The sequence below is a fragment of the Pseudoalteromonas citrea genome (assembly GCF_000238375.3).
GTDB classification, from domain to species: Bacteria; Pseudomonadota; Gammaproteobacteria; order Enterobacterales; family Alteromonadaceae; genus Pseudoalteromonas; species Pseudoalteromonas citrea.
This window is the reverse complement of the sequence record NZ_AHBZ03000027.1, coordinates 209,499-227,193: the sequence shown is the minus strand read 5'-3', so window position 1 is coordinate 227,193 and position 17,695 is coordinate 209,499. Positions and strand designations below refer to the sequence as shown.

The window sequence follows — 17,695 nt, the reverse complement described above, 5'->3', positions numbered from 1 at the left end:
TATTTCGCGTAAGGATATACACATGACAGTTAACTCTCTGGCTATTGAACAACCACTTAATGATGGGATTGTTCATTTTGATAGCCAACAATCCGCCTCTGTAGAACTGGTTGGCGGAAAAGGCGCATCTTTATGTGCCATGCATAATGCAGGTCTGCCCGTCCCTATCGGCTACTGCATTACAGTCAATGTATTTGAAGAGTTTTTACAACAAACTGAACTACTGAGTCGATTTGATCCGAGTAAAGGCGTCACTGAGTGGCGTGCATTAGCAACCGCAATTACAAGCGTTGCCATGCCGGAACAAATTGCCACACAGATAAGCAATGCAAGTGCGTTATTAATTGGCCCCGTCGCCGTTCGCTCTTCTGCAACAGATGAAGACAGTGATAGTCATTCGTTTGCAGGGCAACACGTCACAAAACTCGCTGTTGAAGGCATAGACCATATTCTTGAAGCTGTTCAGGCATGCTGGGCATCAGCTTTTAGCGAAGCAGCCTTTCAATATCGCCAAACAACAGGTCAAACAACGGATATTCCGAAGATTGCAGTCGTGGTACAGCAAATGCAGTTTGGCGATGCATCAGGTGTTGCGTTTGGTCAGCACCCCACTACCTTTGCAAAAAATGCCTTTGTTATAGAAGGCTGTTATGGTCTATGCGAAGGCTTAGTTTCTGGTCAAGTCAGTAGCGATAGCTATGAAATTGACAAACTCAGTGGCGAGCTGATTGCTCATACTGTTCAGCCAAAACAGCACCAAATTGTACATATCGACGGCTCTATAAAAAAACTCGCCGTACCGCCTGCTTTACAAAATGAGCAAGTACTTAACCATCTTGCACAGCAATCGTTATACAGTGTATTGCGTCAAGTTGAGTCGTACTACGGCTGCCCTCAGGATGTAGAGTGGACACTCAGTGATGGGAAGATTTGGCTTTTACAAAGTCGTCCGATCACCACCAAAAATACCAAAGCTGATCCATTCTATTTAGGCAATAAATCTGAGCATGTGCAAAAAGACATTCTCTGGTCTCGCATGGATATAGGGGAAATATTCACCGGCCGAATGACACCTTTAGGATTATCGTTTGCACACTATTACCAAACTCGCGTTCACATCGATTGTGGTAAAAAGCTTGGTTTACTTGATCTTGGTGAAGCGAATGAAACCATTGCTTATCATAAAGGTCATGTGTACCTCAATGTGTCTTATACCGCATGGCAACTGGCTCAAACTCCAGTTGGGGAAGATCAAACCCCATTTTTAGCCCGCTTTAGTAGTGAAGCCATTGACCTAACTGGCTATGAAAACCCATACGGTGCTAAACACAGTCACCCGAATATGACGCCAAAACAGTGTCTACGCTATTGGATAAAGCAAAACGTCAAAGAACTATTTCAGGCTAAGCGTCGCGCAAAATCTATGGTCAACTCACGTTATCAAGAATTTGATAGAGTGCAAAGCCAGGACATTACAAACCTCTCTCATGACGAGTTACGCTACGAACTTGATCATTGCTTAGGCTACTTTAAAGCCATGCACGAGGGCTATTTACCCTATTATATCAACGCTTTTGCTTGTTATGGCTTGCTTGAAGAACTCAGTGCGAAATGGTTGGGCGATAAAAGTAAGCATCTCCAAAATAAAATCAAAGGTGACATGTCTAACTTGAGAACAGTCGCCAGTGCACAAGAGCTTTGGCAACTATGTAAAGTACTTAATGCATGGCCTCAAGTGAAAGATGTGTTTACCAATAAAGACATTGCCGATATTGAGGATTTTCTTACCTCAACGCCACTGGGGATCCGATTTACCAACGGGCCTCTTGCTGAATTTATGCGTGATAATGGTGTACGCGGGCGTGAAGAAATGGAGCTCACTCACCCTCGCTGGTTAGATGACAGAACCTACGTACTGCAAATGATTAAGTTGTATCTAAAGCAAGGCTATGAAGTGGACGACGCCTTAGTTGAACAAACACAGAAGCAGCAAAAGATAAGCGATGAGCTACTCAATGAATTAAGTTGGACCCAGCGCTTTACGATTAACCGTGTCATCTCTTTGTACTCTGGTTGCGCTAAACTACGTGAAGAAACACGAATGAGTATGACTACCTCAATTTGGCTCGTTCGTCGAGTCGTGTATGAAGTAGCAAGACGATTAATTGATAAATCACTTTTGAGCAGCTTTGACGATGTTGCCTACCTCGACTTTGAAAATGTCATTCAGTATTTAAATAACACCATCACTGCTGAACAACTCACCGATGCACTGCTTATCAGTAAAAACCGTGCTCAATATCAACAATGGCAAGCACAACCAGAACCGCCTCTCACATTTATCGGCAAGCCGAGTAGCCAACCAGATCTCATTTTTGATCCAAGCTTAACATCACTAGAAGGGCTTGCAACATCCGAAGGCTTTTGTCGCGCGCGTGCTTGTGTGATCACTGATTTAGCTTCACAAGCCGGTGAATTTCAAAAAGGCGACATATTGATCGCCCCTTTCACCGACGCTTCTTGGACTCCCCTGTTTGCACTAGCAAGCGCCGTAGTCACCGATATTGGTTCAATGCTGTCACACAGCTCTATTGTTGCCAGAGAGTTTGGCATTCCTTGTGTGGTGAACACTCACCATGCAAGCGCCCTGATAAACACCGGTGACATCATCACCGTAGATGCACACAAAGGTCTAATAATTGTAAATAAGGAAGATTAAATGTCTGTTATTATTGATAAAATAAAACTCAAATCAGAAGAGCATCGCGCTAGTTTTGAACGCTGGGTTAAAGAAACTGATTATCTCGCTTGTCATGACTTACAAACAGTGCAACGTTTTGTCGTCAGTAAAGTAAGTGGCCAAGATTACGACTATGTTGAGGTTGTTTCTGTGACCTCTTTAGCTGATTTTGAAGCTGAAACCCAGACGCCATTATTCCAATCTTTGATTGCGCAGTTTACGCAAATGGCAGATGTGGTAGAAACCATTCATGCCGAGGAAATCTTACCTGGGTATCAATGGTAATAACCGAGTATGCTTTCTCATTTAACAGCCTCAACGACAAGTGATGTATATGCTGTGTACTTGCCGCAACTTATGTTGCGGCTGCAAGTACCCGCTATGCAACAGCAGTTAATGTCACACTTGAGCACCGACGAGCTCGATACTTATCAGTGTTTTATATACAAAAAGCCAGCCCTGAGCTGGCTTGGTGCTCGACTAGCTGCAAAATGGTTGCTTAAAAAGCGTAAGTGTCACAATGCCACAACCAAACAACTTTCTTTGACTAAAAATACAAAAGGTGCACCATTTTGTGCTATCTCAGGAGAACCCGTTGGTATAAGCCACACATCCGATTTAGCCATAGCAGCCTTAAGCGAATCACCTTTTGGTATAGACACAGAGCATCAAAACCGCTTTGACACAGCCCCAGTTCCCTGGTTTTCAAGCAACGAACTAGTACTGGGTAACAACCAAACAATACCCAGCGCTACACAGTTATGGTGCTTCAAAGAAGCACTATACAAAGCAGTCGGACATGGGCCTTTTATAACATTTTGCCAAACAGTGCGCATTACAGATTGGCACACCAACCGAGTCACAATTGCACCAAACCCATATACCGAGTTTACGTATTGGCATCGCCATGCTTGGCAGCTACACAACCATGATATTTTATTGACAGAACCTATTTATGACTGACTTAAACCACAATTTTTTGCAAAATATTCAGAAGCTTGAAGAAAACCTGGGCGACCCAACAGATGACCAAAACGAGATTAATTTTGCCCGCTCTGTAGCCTTGGACGAAGCGCAAGATTTCCCCAATGGCTATATTCGTTATTTAACTGACCTCGGCTATTTCACGTATTTTGTTCCTACAGAAATGGGGGGACAATTACGAGAGTTTTCCGAGCTGCTACTGCTATGTAGAACATTATCTCGTCGGGATTTAACCGCTGCCATTGCCACCGGACAAACCATGCTTGGCGCATTGCCAGTATGGTTATGTGGCGATCAAACACAAAAAAAGCTATTAGCTGAACATATTCTTCAAGGTCATTTAGGCTGCTTGGCCCTTACTGAAAAGCGCCACGGTAGCAATCTATTGGCAAGTGAAGTGAGTGCTACAGAGCACCCTGATGGGTATCAGCTCAATGGCGAAAAGTGGCTGATCAATAACGCGACTCAAGGTCATACCATGACCCTTTTAGTGCGTAAATTCGACCATCATCAGCGTGAATCATTGGCAGTGCTGTTACTGGATAAAACCCAAATTAACGACTTTGAAAACATCGAGAAAATCAATACCCATGGGATCCGATGTGCCGATATAAGCGGTATTCGCTTTAATAATACAGTGGTCCCAAAATCGGCTGAAATACACACCAATGAACCCGGTATGTACGGTATTCTCAAAGCGCTGCAAATTTCGCGTATTCTGTGTGCTGGCTTTTCATTGGGTGCGTTTGATACCTGTTTAAGATTGACGTATGACTTTGCTAAATCACGGGCACTATATCAAAAAACCGTGTTAGATATGCCAACCGTACAACAGGGCCTAGGGCGAAGTTTTGCGAAACTACTGGTTGCTGAAATGGTCTCGTTAGCCAGCAGCAAAACCCTAAACTATGCCGGAAAAAGCCTCAGTGTTTACTCCGCTTGTTGTAAGTACTGGGTACCTAAAACCACAGAACTGGCCATTGATGAACTTAAAGTTATTTTAGGTGCTCGGTACTATTTACGTCACGAGTATCAAGCTGGTATGTTTCAAAAAATGCAAAGAGATAATGCTGTTGTGTCTCTGTTTGATGGCAGTAGCCAATTAAACCTTGGGCTTATTTCATCACAAACCAACGCAATAGCCGCCAAACTACTCGATAACCCCAGTATTCACCCTGATATAGCGTCTTGGTTTGATCTTAATACTACGCAATCATTGAGCTCAATAAACAGTAAGATGCTGAGTGTAAACAATATGGGCCAAGACCCAGTTTTAGCATCTTTTTTAGCACTCACAGAACAACAGGAATTTACGGCGTTAGACACTCGCTTGCAAGCCGTTTTGCGTAATTTGCAACACCACATTTTAAGCTGGTGCGATACAATACAAACATTACAACATAATCAGCAAAATGAACCGGCAAGTGTGGTCAGGTTCGCTGCCACAAAGCAGTATACACAACTATTTGCGGCCAGCTGTTGTGCACTATATGTCATTTTTAACCCATCACACCCCCTCCTTGGGCAACCTGATATTGCTCAAGATTTATTAACTGTGATCATGGATGATAGTGACTTATGGGTGCCAAGTAATGCATTGATGAGCACGTTAGAAGCACAACATCAACACCAATCCATGTATTCATTGTTGGCTCTGGTGAAGTAACATCAGGTCCTCTTTCAGGGATCATGCCATTTTTTGATCACCTATAAACCACCTTACGCACTTGGGCAGGGAGACCTGCCTATTTACATCTTTCATACTGTTTTGCTAAAGTCGAGACAACTTCCCAAACTCAAACACACACATGAAAATTAAGATAATTCTTACATTACTGGCCATAGTGACTTGGCAATCGGTGGCTCTGCCTGAAAAAATTGTGTTATTTCGTCATGCTGAAAAAATGACAGGTAAAAACCCACACTTAACTGATGAAGGAGTAAAACGTGCAAAAAGATTAACCATCATGCTAGCTCCATATAAACCGACGTCTTTATTCAGTACTGGCTATAACCGCACACAACAAACCATCACACCGTTAGCCGAGCACACAAAATTAGCCGTTTTACCTTATAACCCACGCGAGTTGCCCGCATTCGCCAAAACATTACGCACTCTGTCTGGCACCATTGTGGTAGCAGGTCACAGTAATACAACGCCGGAGTTAATCACGCTGCTCAGCGGCCACGTAACACACATCAAAGAGACCGAATTTGATAAAGTGTTTGTGCTAACGCCGACTAAAACCCCCCATAAATTACACTGGCAGTTAGAGAAGTTATCGTCTAACTAGAAGCCGCTTTTGCCCACACTGATAGTTCACAGGGGTAACTCACTATGAAAGTCAGTGTGGATAAGCTGAGCTCACTAATAAAGTATATCAATAATGATCTGCAACCCTTCAGTGAGCATGTCGGGCGACTGCCCTGCAAAACCGAGTCTAATATGGGTATGTTTAGACTCATCACAGCACAAAGAACGTGCACTTTGCTCAAAATAAAACTCATCTTGGGTTTGTAAATAAACCCCGTGTAACTTGGCTTTTTGCTTTAATTTACTCACATTCACCCCCATATCAACCCACATAGCCATTCCTCCATCGGGTTTGTCGTAGCTTAACGGGTAACCTTGAGCTTGATACCCCTGTAACAGGGCATCAAGGTGGTGATATTTAGATTTATATAATTTTGTCATGCGTTTAGCATGACGCTCAAAGCCGCCTTCTTTCATCCACTGTGCAACCGCAAGCTGAGTTAGTACATCATTCTTATGATTTATGAGCTGTTTGAGTGCAGTCAACTGTGACATGATAGCGTGGCTACAGACAATATAGCCAAGGCGAGCGCCCGCAAACATCAGCTTTGAAAATGTCGAGACATAAATCACAATGCCCGCGGGGTCGTCACTGGCCATAGGCGCAACCGGTTGACAACGATAGTGAAACTCATGGTCATAGTCATCTTCAATGATGGCCACCCCATGTTCATAACACAGTTGGTATATTTGCATACGCCGAGTCATAGACAAGGTCACCGTTGTTGGGTATTGGTGCAACGGGGTTAAATATAACAACTTGATCGGGTATGCAGTGAGTTGTTTCGCCAAATCCTCAACACATAAACCATAGTCATCTTGACGAATATCAACTAAAGACGCCCCGCAGGCGATAAATGCTTTACGTGCTGGTGGATAACCAAGAGTCTCTACCGCAATGCACTCTCCTTCACCAATAAAGGCTTTTGCAATAAGAAATAATGCTTCTTGAGAGCCATTACAAACCAATAAATCGTTTGGTACTAAACCCCGTGCTTTAGTTAAGTAAGCGGTGATCTGCGTTTTAAGCTCAGGCACACCCGACACTTCTCCATAATGGAGTAAATGGGTGTCTAAGCGTTGACATGCACTGCCCATCGCACGCTTAAATTCATCAAAAGGGAATTCAGCCAGTTCAGGTAAACCACCGGCGAAATTATAACGGTAATCCGATAATGGAATGGGAGCGTGAGTGTCGTAAGCCACTGGCCAATTAAACTTACGCATTTGATAAGAGTCGGCAGTAGTACTGCGCTCGCAAAGCGCTAAACTGGGGGAGGAACTGCTGTCTATGGGCAAGCTGTGAGTTACGCTATAACCGGACCTTTCTCGTGATTCTAACCACCCCTCAGCTACCAATATTTGTAATGCATTCATTACTGTATGGCGATTTAGCACATAAGCTTGGGCCATAGCGCGTGCTGAGCTTAGCTTAGTACCAGGGCGCAGCTCACCTGTTTTAATCGCACGTCTAATCGCCATTGCTAATTGTAAATAACGTGCGGGCCCATTGTCACAAAACTCCACTGGAATTGGATTCATTGGTCTATTAGTTATGCCATATTATTTTTAATTTACTATACCAAAAGTAACTGAGAAGACCACTTATGATTACACCATCAAACACTATCTGGTCTAGGTAATTTGTTAAATCTGGTTGTATCAAATAAGCCAAAATAACGTAATTTAACCCCCATAACCCCCAGAGAAGGAATAAATATGATAACGCCCGTCACCCTTTCAAGCAGTAGAGTTACGCTAGAGCCTATCGCTCAAAAACACCTTGCAGAATTATTTATTGCGGGCCAAGACCCAAGTATTTGGCGTTGGGTACCAACAAATTACTGTTTATCCAGAGATACCTTGCAAACATGGTTCGATAAAGACGCGCAATTTTATGCTGATCAGCAACTTACATTTGCCATTATTGATAATGACAGTAAAGTTGTTGTTGGCACCACACGCCTTTTTTTACTTGATAAACACAACCTAAGCGCAGAAGTAGGTCACACCTTTATTGGCGTTCCATGGCAAAGAAGTTACATTAATAGCCATGCTAAACACTTAATTTTGCACTACGCCTTTGAACAGCTCAAACTTGTACGGGTCACAATTTGTACGAACGAAAAAAATGATAAATCACGCAACGCAATTATGCGTTTGGGCGCACAATTAGAAGGCATCGCTTACAAAAATCGCCGCTCGCCTGACGGCACATTTCGTAACAGCGCAATACACAGTATTACTGACACATTATGGCCGACTGTGAAACAACGTTTGGAGAGTTATTTATGAGTTATCCACCAAAACCCTTTACACATATCCCAGATACGCAACTATACGAGCTGATTGAACAATACCCACTGGCAACGATCCTCAGCAGCTCATCAGCCACTGCACGAGACCAAGTGTGTCAAGTTCCTATGTTATTTGACCGTGATACAGCCAGTTTCGTTGGTCATGTCATCGCAAATAACCCCCTTGTTCAACAAGAAAATAACACCATCAAGTTACTGTTTAATGGCCCAAATGCATACCTATCACCGAATCATTGCAACAATGACATTTTACCGAGCTGGCTCTATGCGAGCGTCGAAGTCACGGGCACATTAGAATTAATTAAAGGCCATACAGAGCAATTAGCTGCAATGACCCAGCTAACCAATCACTTTGAACAAGGCTTTGATACACCATGGAGAATGAGCAAACTCAATGACAAAATGATCAGCGCGATGTTTAAACAAATTCGCTTTTTACGTATAACTGCATCACAGTTGATAGGTAACTTTAAACTCAGCCAAAACAAACCTATGCGGATCCAAGAACAAGTTATTGCAAGCTTACAAGCCGACGGAAACACAAACATGGCGCAATTAATGCGAGATTCATTACATACTAAAATCATTAAGCATGCTCAATGACGCAGTCGTGCCAAAAAGATAAGCCTTAATGACAGAGGTCATCGAGAGTAATCGCGATACCACTCATGCTATGAAAAAGCATTGCATACTACTTAAATAGCAGCCAGCGTTGATTATTTTACACTGCCATCCTGTTTTGGCCAGTGTAACCATCATTGCGTTGCATATTGCAAATATCATCCCCAGCGACACTTGCAATATGCACACGATCGTACTCATATTCCCCGTCATAACATCATCGCAAAAATAAACTTGATAAAAGAAGTATTAACAAATGCGATATAAGAAGCTGAATTATCTTTATTTTAAAACTTTGTAGCCTGACAGTTTACTCCCCACCACTTAATTATCATCTCATGGTATAACGCTTGCTTAATTTATAGATCACAGAGTCACTACGTTTAGTCGTTTTTAGGAGTCTCTTATGACACGAACATTCAACAAGACCTTGCTACAGTGCGCTATAGTATGTGCCACGTCAGTCAGTACCAGCACATGGGCGTCAGACGGTAATGGCTGTTTGTCAGGGTTAATTGCCATTGACCGCACAGGCCATAGCGAACAAGGAAGTTTGTATCATTTAGACACAACGAATCTAACGTCTACCTTGTTATCGGGCACAACCACAGCTGCTAGCAATATTGCCAGCTTTGGCAGCACCCTATATATGATGGAAAAAATAGACAGCAACACCAGAGCATCGAAACTGTATGCTTTTGATTTATCAACAGGGCAGCAGCGCACATTGGCAGATACCACCTCTTACACCATCAAGCGCTCTGCTATGTCACCAGACGGCAGTTATTTACTCGCTACCAGTCAAACTTATATGTATCAGTTTGATGCTGCGACAGGTGTAAAAACCGTGATGGGAAAAATGCTCGCTGACGATGCCAGTTATGCAGATTTTAAACACGGCGATATTGCTTATTCAAATGATGGCAACATTGTGTATGTATTAAACGCAAAATCACTGTACATGCTCAATGAAAACGATATGACACTGGACAAAATAGGAGAACACGGGCTCAATTGGGCATCTGGCTTAGCAATTGGCAGTGACGGAACACTCTATGTTTCAGCGCGTAATGCCAATGAAAATGCCAAGATTTACACCCTTGATGTCAATACGGCACAAGCTGCTTATTTGATGGAGGGTCCACGGCATATGGCCGACTTGACTTACGTAAATGGCTGCGGAAACCGCTTGATAAGCATTGATAATTTGTACCGTGATGGTGTTAATGCGGCACATCAATACTACCTTGATAACGAACTCAATGGGGCTGTCGCCAATGTTGAAGGGTTTAGAGACGGTTCATTCAATTTTAATGCAGCAGGCTTTCCTGTCGAGTCTAAAGACCAAGGTGGTAATCACAATAAAATAACCAAACATCCGAATGCAAACCGCTGTGCCAGGATGTGGAATAACTTTCTAGATCACCAATATACCCTAAACCAAAGTGGTGCTGGTGGTAAAAAAACGGATGGGACAACAAAATGGTACTATTCAACCGCTGACGGCGCTTATAAAGTTGTAAGCGCGCAAAACGGTTTGTGTACGTATAGCCTAAATGATGACGCGTCAATGCGGTTAGTGTACGACTCAACCACTGGCGATGTATCTGTTATCCAAGACTAAAGCACCGGCCACAGTAGTCAACCGCTGTGGCCTATATCTAGATATTTCACTCAACATTTTTATTCTTCTATTGTATGCTGTAGCGATTACAACTTTTGGCTAATACCATGAAACTAGAAGCATTATTGCAAGATTTAAAAAACAATCCAGACTCTGTGACTTTCACTCAAACTATGGAGGTGATAGACAGTTTATACCAATTTACAGCCACTTCTTTCAAAAACAGTGGTGTTCATAATGAAGCTGGCACAAACTCTGGATCTTGTAAGATTTTTTCATTTGCGCAATTACACAATTTAAGCAAACTACAAACATTACATTGCTTTGGCGACTACTACCGACAAGATGTGCTTGCCCATCCTGATGCTGATGACCATAAAAACATCCGCGCATTTTTGGCCAATCGAAATGGCCTAGAAGAGGTCCATTTTGATGCGGTGCCTCTGGCTGAAAACAGCTAACCCCCTTACTTTATCTAATAGAGGCGTTACAATCCAAATTGCATCGCGCCACTATACAAACTGCCTGGTACTGTGCTGGTTTGCCAAATACAGTACTTGGTATGCCCATTGTGGTCTATTTGATAAATAGGGCATCCACACTGACTGCAAAATGCATGTTCAAATGCGTCTTCAACCTTTTTCACATATCGATGTAACATTTTATTGGGGTCGATCACCAGCCCTACCGCATTGACAAAACACAAGTTATCGCGCTCGCTTTGCTGTGGTGCATAGTCTGAAAACACTTGATATTTCACTTCTCCACAAAAACACTGCTGCTCTATCATATTGCTTCCTTGATGCTTTGTTGTATTAAGTCCTTATTATATTTATGCTATAAAGAAAATATAGATACAAAAAAAGAAAGTATCTTATTCTTTAAAGGAAATAGTAAGGGCCTTATATGCGACGAGAGTGGGACAAATATCATCTACTGAACGTGTTTTCTCAGGTGATTGAAAAAGGATCTTTTTCTAAAGCAGCTGATCATCTTAATTTACCTAACTCCTCTGTCAGTAAAGCAGTATCACAACTTGAGAGTCACTTAGGTAAAACATTATTACTGCGTACCACCCGTGCCCTTTCTGTTACCGATGAAGGAGCTATTGTCTACAAACGTGCACAAGCCCTACTTGAAGGATTTAGATCATTAGAAGAGGAACTTGAGGAGCTTGACAGTACACCCAAAGGGAAACTGCGCATTACTTTTCCTAATACGCTGGGCCGTATGCTCTTTAGCCAAATTTGTAACGACTTCCTCAAAGCCTACCCTGACTTTGAATTAGAACTCATTTTTACCGCATCAAACTTAGACCTAATAGAAGAAAATATAGATATTGCGTTTCGTACATGGAAAGCTTTGCCTGATAGCACGCTTTATAGTCTGAGCTTACTGAAAATTAAGTTGCTGTTTGTGGCATCACCTGACTATTTAGCACGTTGTGGTACGCCCATAAGTTTAGAATGCTTAGCTCATCACAACGTACTTATTACCCGTCACTCAACCCTTGAAAACGCTTGGTCACAAGATGATGGCACGCAACATACCTTTAGCGGTAATTTAATTGCAAATAACCGATTTCATATCAGAGAAGCGGTATTAGCGGGAGTTGGGGTTGGCATGCTGCCCTCATATTTTTGCCAAAAAGACATTAACTCGGGTGGTTTTGTGGAGTTATTACCAGAACTTAATCGAGAGCAAAAAACGCTCGGAGCCATTTACCGGGCAAAACGTGACAGCTCTAAAAAGCTCGACATATTTTTAACCTTTGTGGAACAGCGCTTAGCTTTATTGGAGCTCTAATAAAAAGCCGACATATAAATCAATAATATGCCGGCCTAAAATTATAAATCGGTGTAATTTATCAGGTTACTTAACTGCTCTTTGTGCCCGTGCTTGATGTAGCTTTTTATAGCTGTCAATTAAGCGTAAGTGCTTATCAAGCCCTTCAAGTGCCATATTTGTTGGTGTTAAACCATAAAACTTCACATCACCAGAGACTGAACCGATGGCATTTTCAATGACGTCTTCTCCAAACATTCTGGTAAAGTTGCCCTCAAAGTGCGCTAATTCAAGTTCTTCATCAAGACTCACTTCAAGTACCGCATGAACCGCTTGATAAAACAGCCCGCGCGCCACGGTGTTATCATTATATTGTAAGAACGAATCTACCAACTCAATCGCTTCTTCTAACTCACCAAGCGCTAGATAAATGAGTATTTTAAGCTCTAATATAGTGACTTGGCCCCAGACCGTATTCTCATCGAACTCAACACCAATTAAAGTGCGAATATCAATATAATTATCAAGTTGGCTTTCTTCTAAACGTTCAACCAAATCGACTAACGCATCGTCATCAAGTGTATGTAAATTTAAAATGTCTTCGCGGTATTGCAATGCTTTATTGGTGTTATCCCAAATTAAGTCTTCAACCGGGTAAACTTCCGAGTAATCAGGCACTAAAATACGACACGCTACGCCTAAGTCAGAGAACTCAGCCACATAGGCTTCTTTACCCAGCGTTGTCAAGATACCAAACAGCTGCTCACACTCTTGCTCATTTGAACCAGAGAAATCCCATTCCACAAACGCATAATCATATTTAGTGCTAAAGAAACGCCATGAAATTACACCTGTGGAGTCAATAAAGTGGTCAACAAAGTTTTCCGGCTCTGCCACCGCCATACTGTTAAAGGTGGGCTTTGGTACATCGTTCAGCCCTTCAAAGCTACGCCCTTGTAATAGCTCAGTTAAGCTGCGCTCAAGTGCAATTTCAAAGCTTGGGTGAGCACCAAACGAGGCAAATACACCGCCTGTTTTTGGATTCATCAAGGTCACACACATGACCGGGAACTGTCCACCTAGAGACGCGTCTTTTACAACAACCGGGAAGCCTTGCGCTTCAAGTCCTTCGATGCCCTCTAAAATACCCGGGAACTTTTCAATAACCGAACGGGGTACATCAGGTAACACAATTTCTTGCTCAATGATCTGTCTTTTAACCGCGCGCTCAAATATTTCAGATAAACACTGTACTTTGGCTTCTTCAAAATTATTACCCGCACTCATACCATTACTTAAGAACAAGTTCTCAATTAAGTTCGAAGGAAAATACACGGTTTCACCATCCGATTGACGCACGTACGGGATTGAGCAAATACCTCGCTCTACATTGCCCGAGTTAGTGTCAATTAAGTGAGAGCCACGCAACTCCCCTTCTGGGTTATAAATGTCTAAGCAATGCTCATCGAGTATTTCAGCAGGTAACGCATCACTTTCGTCCGGTTTAAACCACTTTTCATTCGGGTAATGTACAAACTCACTATTTGCAATATCTTGGCCCAAATATTGGTCATTATAGAAAAAGTTACAGTTCAAACGCTCAATGAATTCACCTAACGCAGAGCATAATGCACTTTCTTTTGTTGACCCTTTACCATTGGTAAAGCACATCGGAGAAGCCGCATCGCGAATGTGTAAAGACCACACATGTGGGACTATGTTGCGCCACGATGAAATCTCAATTTTCATGCCAAGCTCAGCTAAAATACCGGTCATATCAGCAATGGTTTGCTCAAGAGGTAAATCTTTACCCGCAATAAACGTGCTAGAGCCATTATCAGCTTGCGTCATAAGCATAGCTTGTGCATCTTCATCTAAGTTCTCAACCGTTTCAATTTTGAACTCAGGGCCAGTTTGCACCACTTTTTTAACCGTACAACGCTCAATTGAACGTAAAATACCTTCACGGTTTTTATCTGAAATACTCTCAGGTAACTCAACTTGAATTTGAAAAATTTGGTTGTAGCGATCTTCAGGGTCAACAATGTTGTTTTGCGACAAACGAATACCGTCTGTCGGAATATCACGGGCTACACAATATACTTTAACGAAGTAAGCCGCACACAATGCAGAAGATGCTAAAAAGTAATCAAATGGGCTAGGTGCTGAGCCATCACCTTTATATCGAATTGGTTGATCGGCAACGACAGTAAAGTCATCAAACTTAGCTTCAAGTCTCAGGTTGTCGAGAAAATTAACTTTAATTTCCATTGAGGTATTCCACGTTTGGTGTTGCGCGCAATGCAATCTGTATAGTGTTTACACCTATACACAAGTTTACTGCGAGCAAGCAAATCTAAATTAGCGTAATTATCGACTTTTTCACGGCAATAGTCTTGGATTAATTGCCAATCAAGGTGGAAATAAATTACTTTTTTCCAAAGCGCGTTGAAATGCGACAAATCTAAGCGCTCTTTCGCACTAAAAATACCGCAACTTGAGCCCGGTTAAACTTATTCACACACCTTCAAGGTTTCATTATAACTCCCACCACTGTCCAAACATCCGTCCATTTGCCAAAAATCACCGTAAAAACTACTTCCCATTAACACACAACCCAACAGCAATCCAAATAACCCAGCCCTTTTCAGTTTGGTATTTTTACATACAGCGGCACTCATTAAGACACTTACCGACACCACGAACAACAACACACTACTAATTACAATTGCCATATCAACGCCACTTTCTACTTTGCTTTTTTAAAGAAGCCGCATTTTACGCTGATATATTTAATCGACTCTGAACTACTGAATACAAAACCAGCAAATACAAATGATAATCACAATCACTTGCAAAAGCATTTTCAAGGAGTGATAATCTCTGCGATTTCAGTACCCATATAGATATTTAAGGATGAACCGTGACTATTCTCACTTCCACTCAACTCCCTGCACGCTTTAAATTTTCAACATGTGCATTAATACTCAGTGCTTCGGTTAATGTATTCGCTGAGCAAAGCAACATCGACAATATGGTGCCAAGCGGCGCAGGAGAAAAGCAGAAATTTGAAAAGGAAAGCGACCGAGTTCAAGAGCTCGAGCACATATATATTACCGGTAATAGTATTGGTAATTACTCAGAGTCGGCAAATAAAGCTGCACTTAAAATGATCCTCTCGCAACGCGAAACACCACAAGCTGTAAGCGTCATTAGCAATCAAATGATCCAAGACTTGCAAGCTATCAACATCGAAGACATATTAAGAAATGCAACTGGTTTCTATACCAGCCGAAGTTCTAGCTTAGATCGCCCTAACTTTATGGTACGTGGTGGTGACGTAAACCTAATTCAAATCGATGGTGTACAGCAATTTCCTGGCGGCCGCCGCCCTAGTGTAAATGGCGACTCAGTCGCATTTGAGCGTGTTGAAATTGTGCGTGGTGCCAATGGATTACTAACGGGTGCTGGAGAGCCCACAGCAACTGTAAATCTAGTAAGAAAACGCGCAACAATAACCGATTTAGAAGCACATATTGGCCTTTCTGCCGGTAGCTGGAACAATCGACGTGCTGAAATAGATATTGCCAATGCCATAACAGAAGAAGGCAATGTGCGAGCACGTTTTGTGGCTGCTCACTACGATACAGATTCACATGTTGAGCGCTACGGCCAAGAAAAAACCTCTGTTTATACAACGTTAGAGGCAGATCTTACTGACTATACTTTATTGAGAGTCGGTGCAGAATATGCTGATACCGCATCGCGAGGGGCCATCAACACACATTCGCAGCCTTACTTTAATTCTGATGGCTCGCGGTTCAACGGCAAAAGCAGTGATACAGGTATGACTGCAAAATGGAGTGGTTGGCCACTCAAAGAGCATACCTATTTCATCGGCATCGATCATGGTTTTGAAAATGACTGGCAGCTAAGCGCGATTACAACGTATAACACCATAGAGATGCAAGGCGGTGAGCTATTTTTCATCTACCCAAATAGTAATATCAACCCAGATGGAAGTAGTGACGCAGGGTTTGATTACAGCGCTGTAATAAGTAGCTCTGAGGATAAGCAACACACATTCGACATAACACTACAAGGCCCTGTAGAGTTATTCTCAAGAACCCATGAAGTGATTTTTAGTTACAACAGCTTTACACGGGATCGGACATCATTTGGTAAAGAGGCTGATCAAAGTGTTATTTCATTAGACGGGCTTAATTATCATGATTGGACAGGCAATGTACCTCGCTACCCGTTTAAAGATCTCGGCCGAGAAGGACTCAGCGTGACAAAATCACATGGCGGCTTTGTCGCTGCCCGATTAAATCCGCATGATCAGGTAAAAATCATACTGGGTGCACGGTTAACTAACTGGGATTACGAAGCTGATCGTTATGACGCTATCAGTGGGCAACATTTAGGTCAATACGACAAAGAGGAGGTTAATAACGAAGTGACCCCTTACGCGGGTGTTATCTTCGATGTCTCTGATGAATATAGTGTGTATGCCAGTTATACAGAAGCCTTTACACCACAAACTTATTTTGATGCGAACGATAAAATGCTTGACCCTAAAACAGGTGAAAGTTATGAGTTTGGCATAAAAGGAGAGTTACTAGACGGTGCGCTTAATTTTACTGCTGCGATATATGAAAATATTGAAAATGGACTCGCTGTTCAAGACCCTAATTATGATGAAAACTATACCACCCCGGGAGGTCATACGCCTTATATTCAGCGTGGTAAAGGTGATAAAACCAACGGCTATGAAATAGAATTAACTGGCGCATTATCTGAAAATTGGGATCTCAGTGCCAGTTACTCTAAGCATAAAACCAAGTCTAGAGAAGGTGAAGAGCTCTATACCAATGAGCCCAAACAGCTCTTAAATATATTCACGACCTACGACTTTAATAATTACTTTCAGGGGTTTACAGCAGGTTTTGGCGTTAACTGGACGGGTGATTTTTATAAGAATATCGATAGACCAACAGCGGATGGTACTATTGAAGACTACAGATTCGAACAATCATCGACTGTTTTGGTTAACGTAATGGCACGTTATGCGATTAACGATAAAATGAGTATTGCGTTAAATGTAAATAACCTTTTTGATAAACATTACTACGATAGCGTTTCAAATTGGAGTGGAAATGTTTTACACGGTGAGCCCGTAAACTGGAAACTTGCATTTAGATATTCTTGGTAAATTAAGCCACAGGCCCTTTAAAGGCTGCTCACTTTAGGGATTTATTGTGAGCAGCCTTTATAGAGTAAGCACAACAGCTAAGCCCCCCTAAAAA

15 protein-coding genes are annotated in these 17,695 nt (G+C 42.2%); 11 read left to right on the top strand and 4 right to left on the bottom strand.

Annotation, left to right across the window (positions count from 1 at the left end; genetic code table 11):
- Positions 1-22 precede the first annotated feature (22 nt).
- The 5 genes from PCIT_RS19205 to PCIT_RS19185 all read left to right on the top strand — a co-directional run bounded on the left by PCIT_RS19205 (position 23) and on the right by PCIT_RS19185 (position 6,018).
- Complete coding sequence (locus PCIT_RS19205; RefSeq protein WP_010362056.1) at positions 23-2,719, top strand: PEP/pyruvate-binding domain-containing protein; 2,697 nt, start codon at positions 23-25, stop codon at positions 2,717-2,719.
- Positions 2,720-3,025: a RedY-like protein gene (locus PCIT_RS19200; protein WP_010362055.1), complete on the top strand. Its 306-nt coding sequence runs from the start codon at positions 2,720-2,722 to the stop codon at positions 3,023-3,025.
- A gap of 9 nt (positions 3,026-3,034) precedes the next feature.
- Positions 3,035-3,703 carry a 4'-phosphopantetheinyl transferase family protein gene (locus tag PCIT_RS19195; protein WP_010362054.1) on the top strand — a complete coding sequence of 223 codons (669 nt, stop codon included), beginning with the start codon at positions 3,035-3,037 and terminating at the stop codon, positions 3,701-3,703.
- On the top strand, positions 3,696-5,390 hold the full coding sequence (locus tag PCIT_RS19190) for an acyl-CoA dehydrogenase family protein (protein WP_010362053.1): 1,695 nt from the start codon (positions 3,696-3,698) through the stop codon (positions 5,388-5,390). Before PCIT_RS19195 ends, PCIT_RS19190 begins: the two co-directional genes overlap by 8 nt.
- A 142-nt stretch (positions 5,391-5,532) precedes the next feature.
- Positions 5,533-6,018, top strand: a complete 486-nt coding sequence (locus tag PCIT_RS19185) for a histidine phosphatase family protein (protein ID WP_021032382.1) — start codon at positions 5,533-5,535, stop codon at positions 6,016-6,018.
- Positions 6,019-6,092: 74 nt separating this feature from the next.
- Here PCIT_RS19185 and pdxR read toward each other — a convergent pair whose 3' ends face one another.
- Positions 6,093-7,580: a MocR-like pyridoxine biosynthesis transcription factor PdxR gene (pdxR, locus tag PCIT_RS19180; protein WP_010362051.1), complete on the bottom strand. Its 1,488-nt coding sequence runs from the start codon at positions 7,578-7,580 to the stop codon at positions 6,093-6,095.
- A gap of 177 nt (positions 7,581-7,757) precedes the next feature.
- Between pdxR and PCIT_RS19175 the strand changes: the two genes are divergently transcribed.
- The 4 genes from PCIT_RS19175 to PCIT_RS19160 all read left to right on the top strand — a co-directional run bounded on the left by PCIT_RS19175 (position 7,758) and on the right by PCIT_RS19160 (position 11,062).
- Positions 7,758-8,333 carry a GNAT family N-acetyltransferase gene (locus PCIT_RS19175; RefSeq protein WP_010362050.1) on the top strand — a complete coding sequence of 192 codons (576 nt, stop codon included), beginning with the start codon at positions 7,758-7,760 and terminating at the stop codon, positions 8,331-8,333.
- Positions 8,330-8,959, top strand: coding sequence for an FMN-binding negative transcriptional regulator (locus PCIT_RS19170; RefSeq protein ID WP_010362049.1), 630 nt, complete (start codon positions 8,330-8,332; stop codon positions 8,957-8,959). Before PCIT_RS19175 ends, PCIT_RS19170 begins: the two co-directional genes overlap by 4 nt.
- Before the next feature lie 424 nt (positions 8,960-9,383).
- A complete protein-coding gene (locus PCIT_RS19165) occupies positions 9,384-10,601 on the top strand; it encodes a lactonase family protein (RefSeq protein WP_010362048.1) in 1,218 nt (405 codons plus the stop codon).
- A gap of 107 nt (positions 10,602-10,708) precedes the next feature.
- Positions 10,709-11,062: a HopJ type III effector protein gene (locus PCIT_RS19160; protein ID WP_010362047.1), complete on the top strand. Its 354-nt coding sequence runs from the start codon at positions 10,709-10,711 to the stop codon at positions 11,060-11,062.
- A 26-nt stretch (positions 11,063-11,088) separates the two neighbouring features.
- Here the strand turns inward: PCIT_RS19160 and PCIT_RS19155 are convergent, their stop codons facing one another.
- Positions 11,089-11,391: a hypothetical protein gene (locus tag PCIT_RS19155; protein WP_010362046.1), complete on the bottom strand. Its 303-nt coding sequence runs from the start codon at positions 11,389-11,391 to the stop codon at positions 11,089-11,091.
- A 116-nt stretch (positions 11,392-11,507) separates the two neighbouring features.
- Here PCIT_RS19155 and PCIT_RS19150 point away from each other — a divergent pair, with 116 nt between their 5' ends.
- Positions 11,508-12,407 carry a LysR family transcriptional regulator gene (locus PCIT_RS19150; protein WP_010362045.1) on the top strand — a complete coding sequence of 300 codons (900 nt, stop codon included), beginning with the start codon at positions 11,508-11,510 and terminating at the stop codon, positions 12,405-12,407.
- Positions 12,408-12,473: 66 nt separating this feature from the next.
- Here PCIT_RS19150 and PCIT_RS19145 read toward each other — a convergent pair whose 3' ends face one another.
- Together PCIT_RS19145 and PCIT_RS19140 are read right to left on the bottom strand one after the other, a co-directional pair.
- Entirely contained in the window at positions 12,474-14,657 is a 2,184-nt protein-coding gene (locus PCIT_RS19145) for an OsmC domain/YcaO domain-containing protein (protein ID WP_010362044.1), read from the bottom strand.
- A gap of 242 nt (positions 14,658-14,899) precedes the next feature.
- Complete coding sequence (locus PCIT_RS19140; RefSeq protein WP_010362043.1) at positions 14,900-15,121, bottom strand: hypothetical protein; 222 nt, start codon at positions 15,119-15,121, stop codon at positions 14,900-14,902.
- Positions 15,122-15,309: 188 nt separating this feature from the next.
- Here PCIT_RS19140 and PCIT_RS19135 point away from each other — a divergent pair, with 188 nt between their 5' ends.
- Entirely contained in the window at positions 15,310-17,601 is a 2,292-nt protein-coding gene (locus PCIT_RS19135) for a TonB-dependent siderophore receptor (protein ID WP_010362042.1), read from the top strand.
- Positions 17,602-17,695 lie beyond the last annotated feature (94 nt).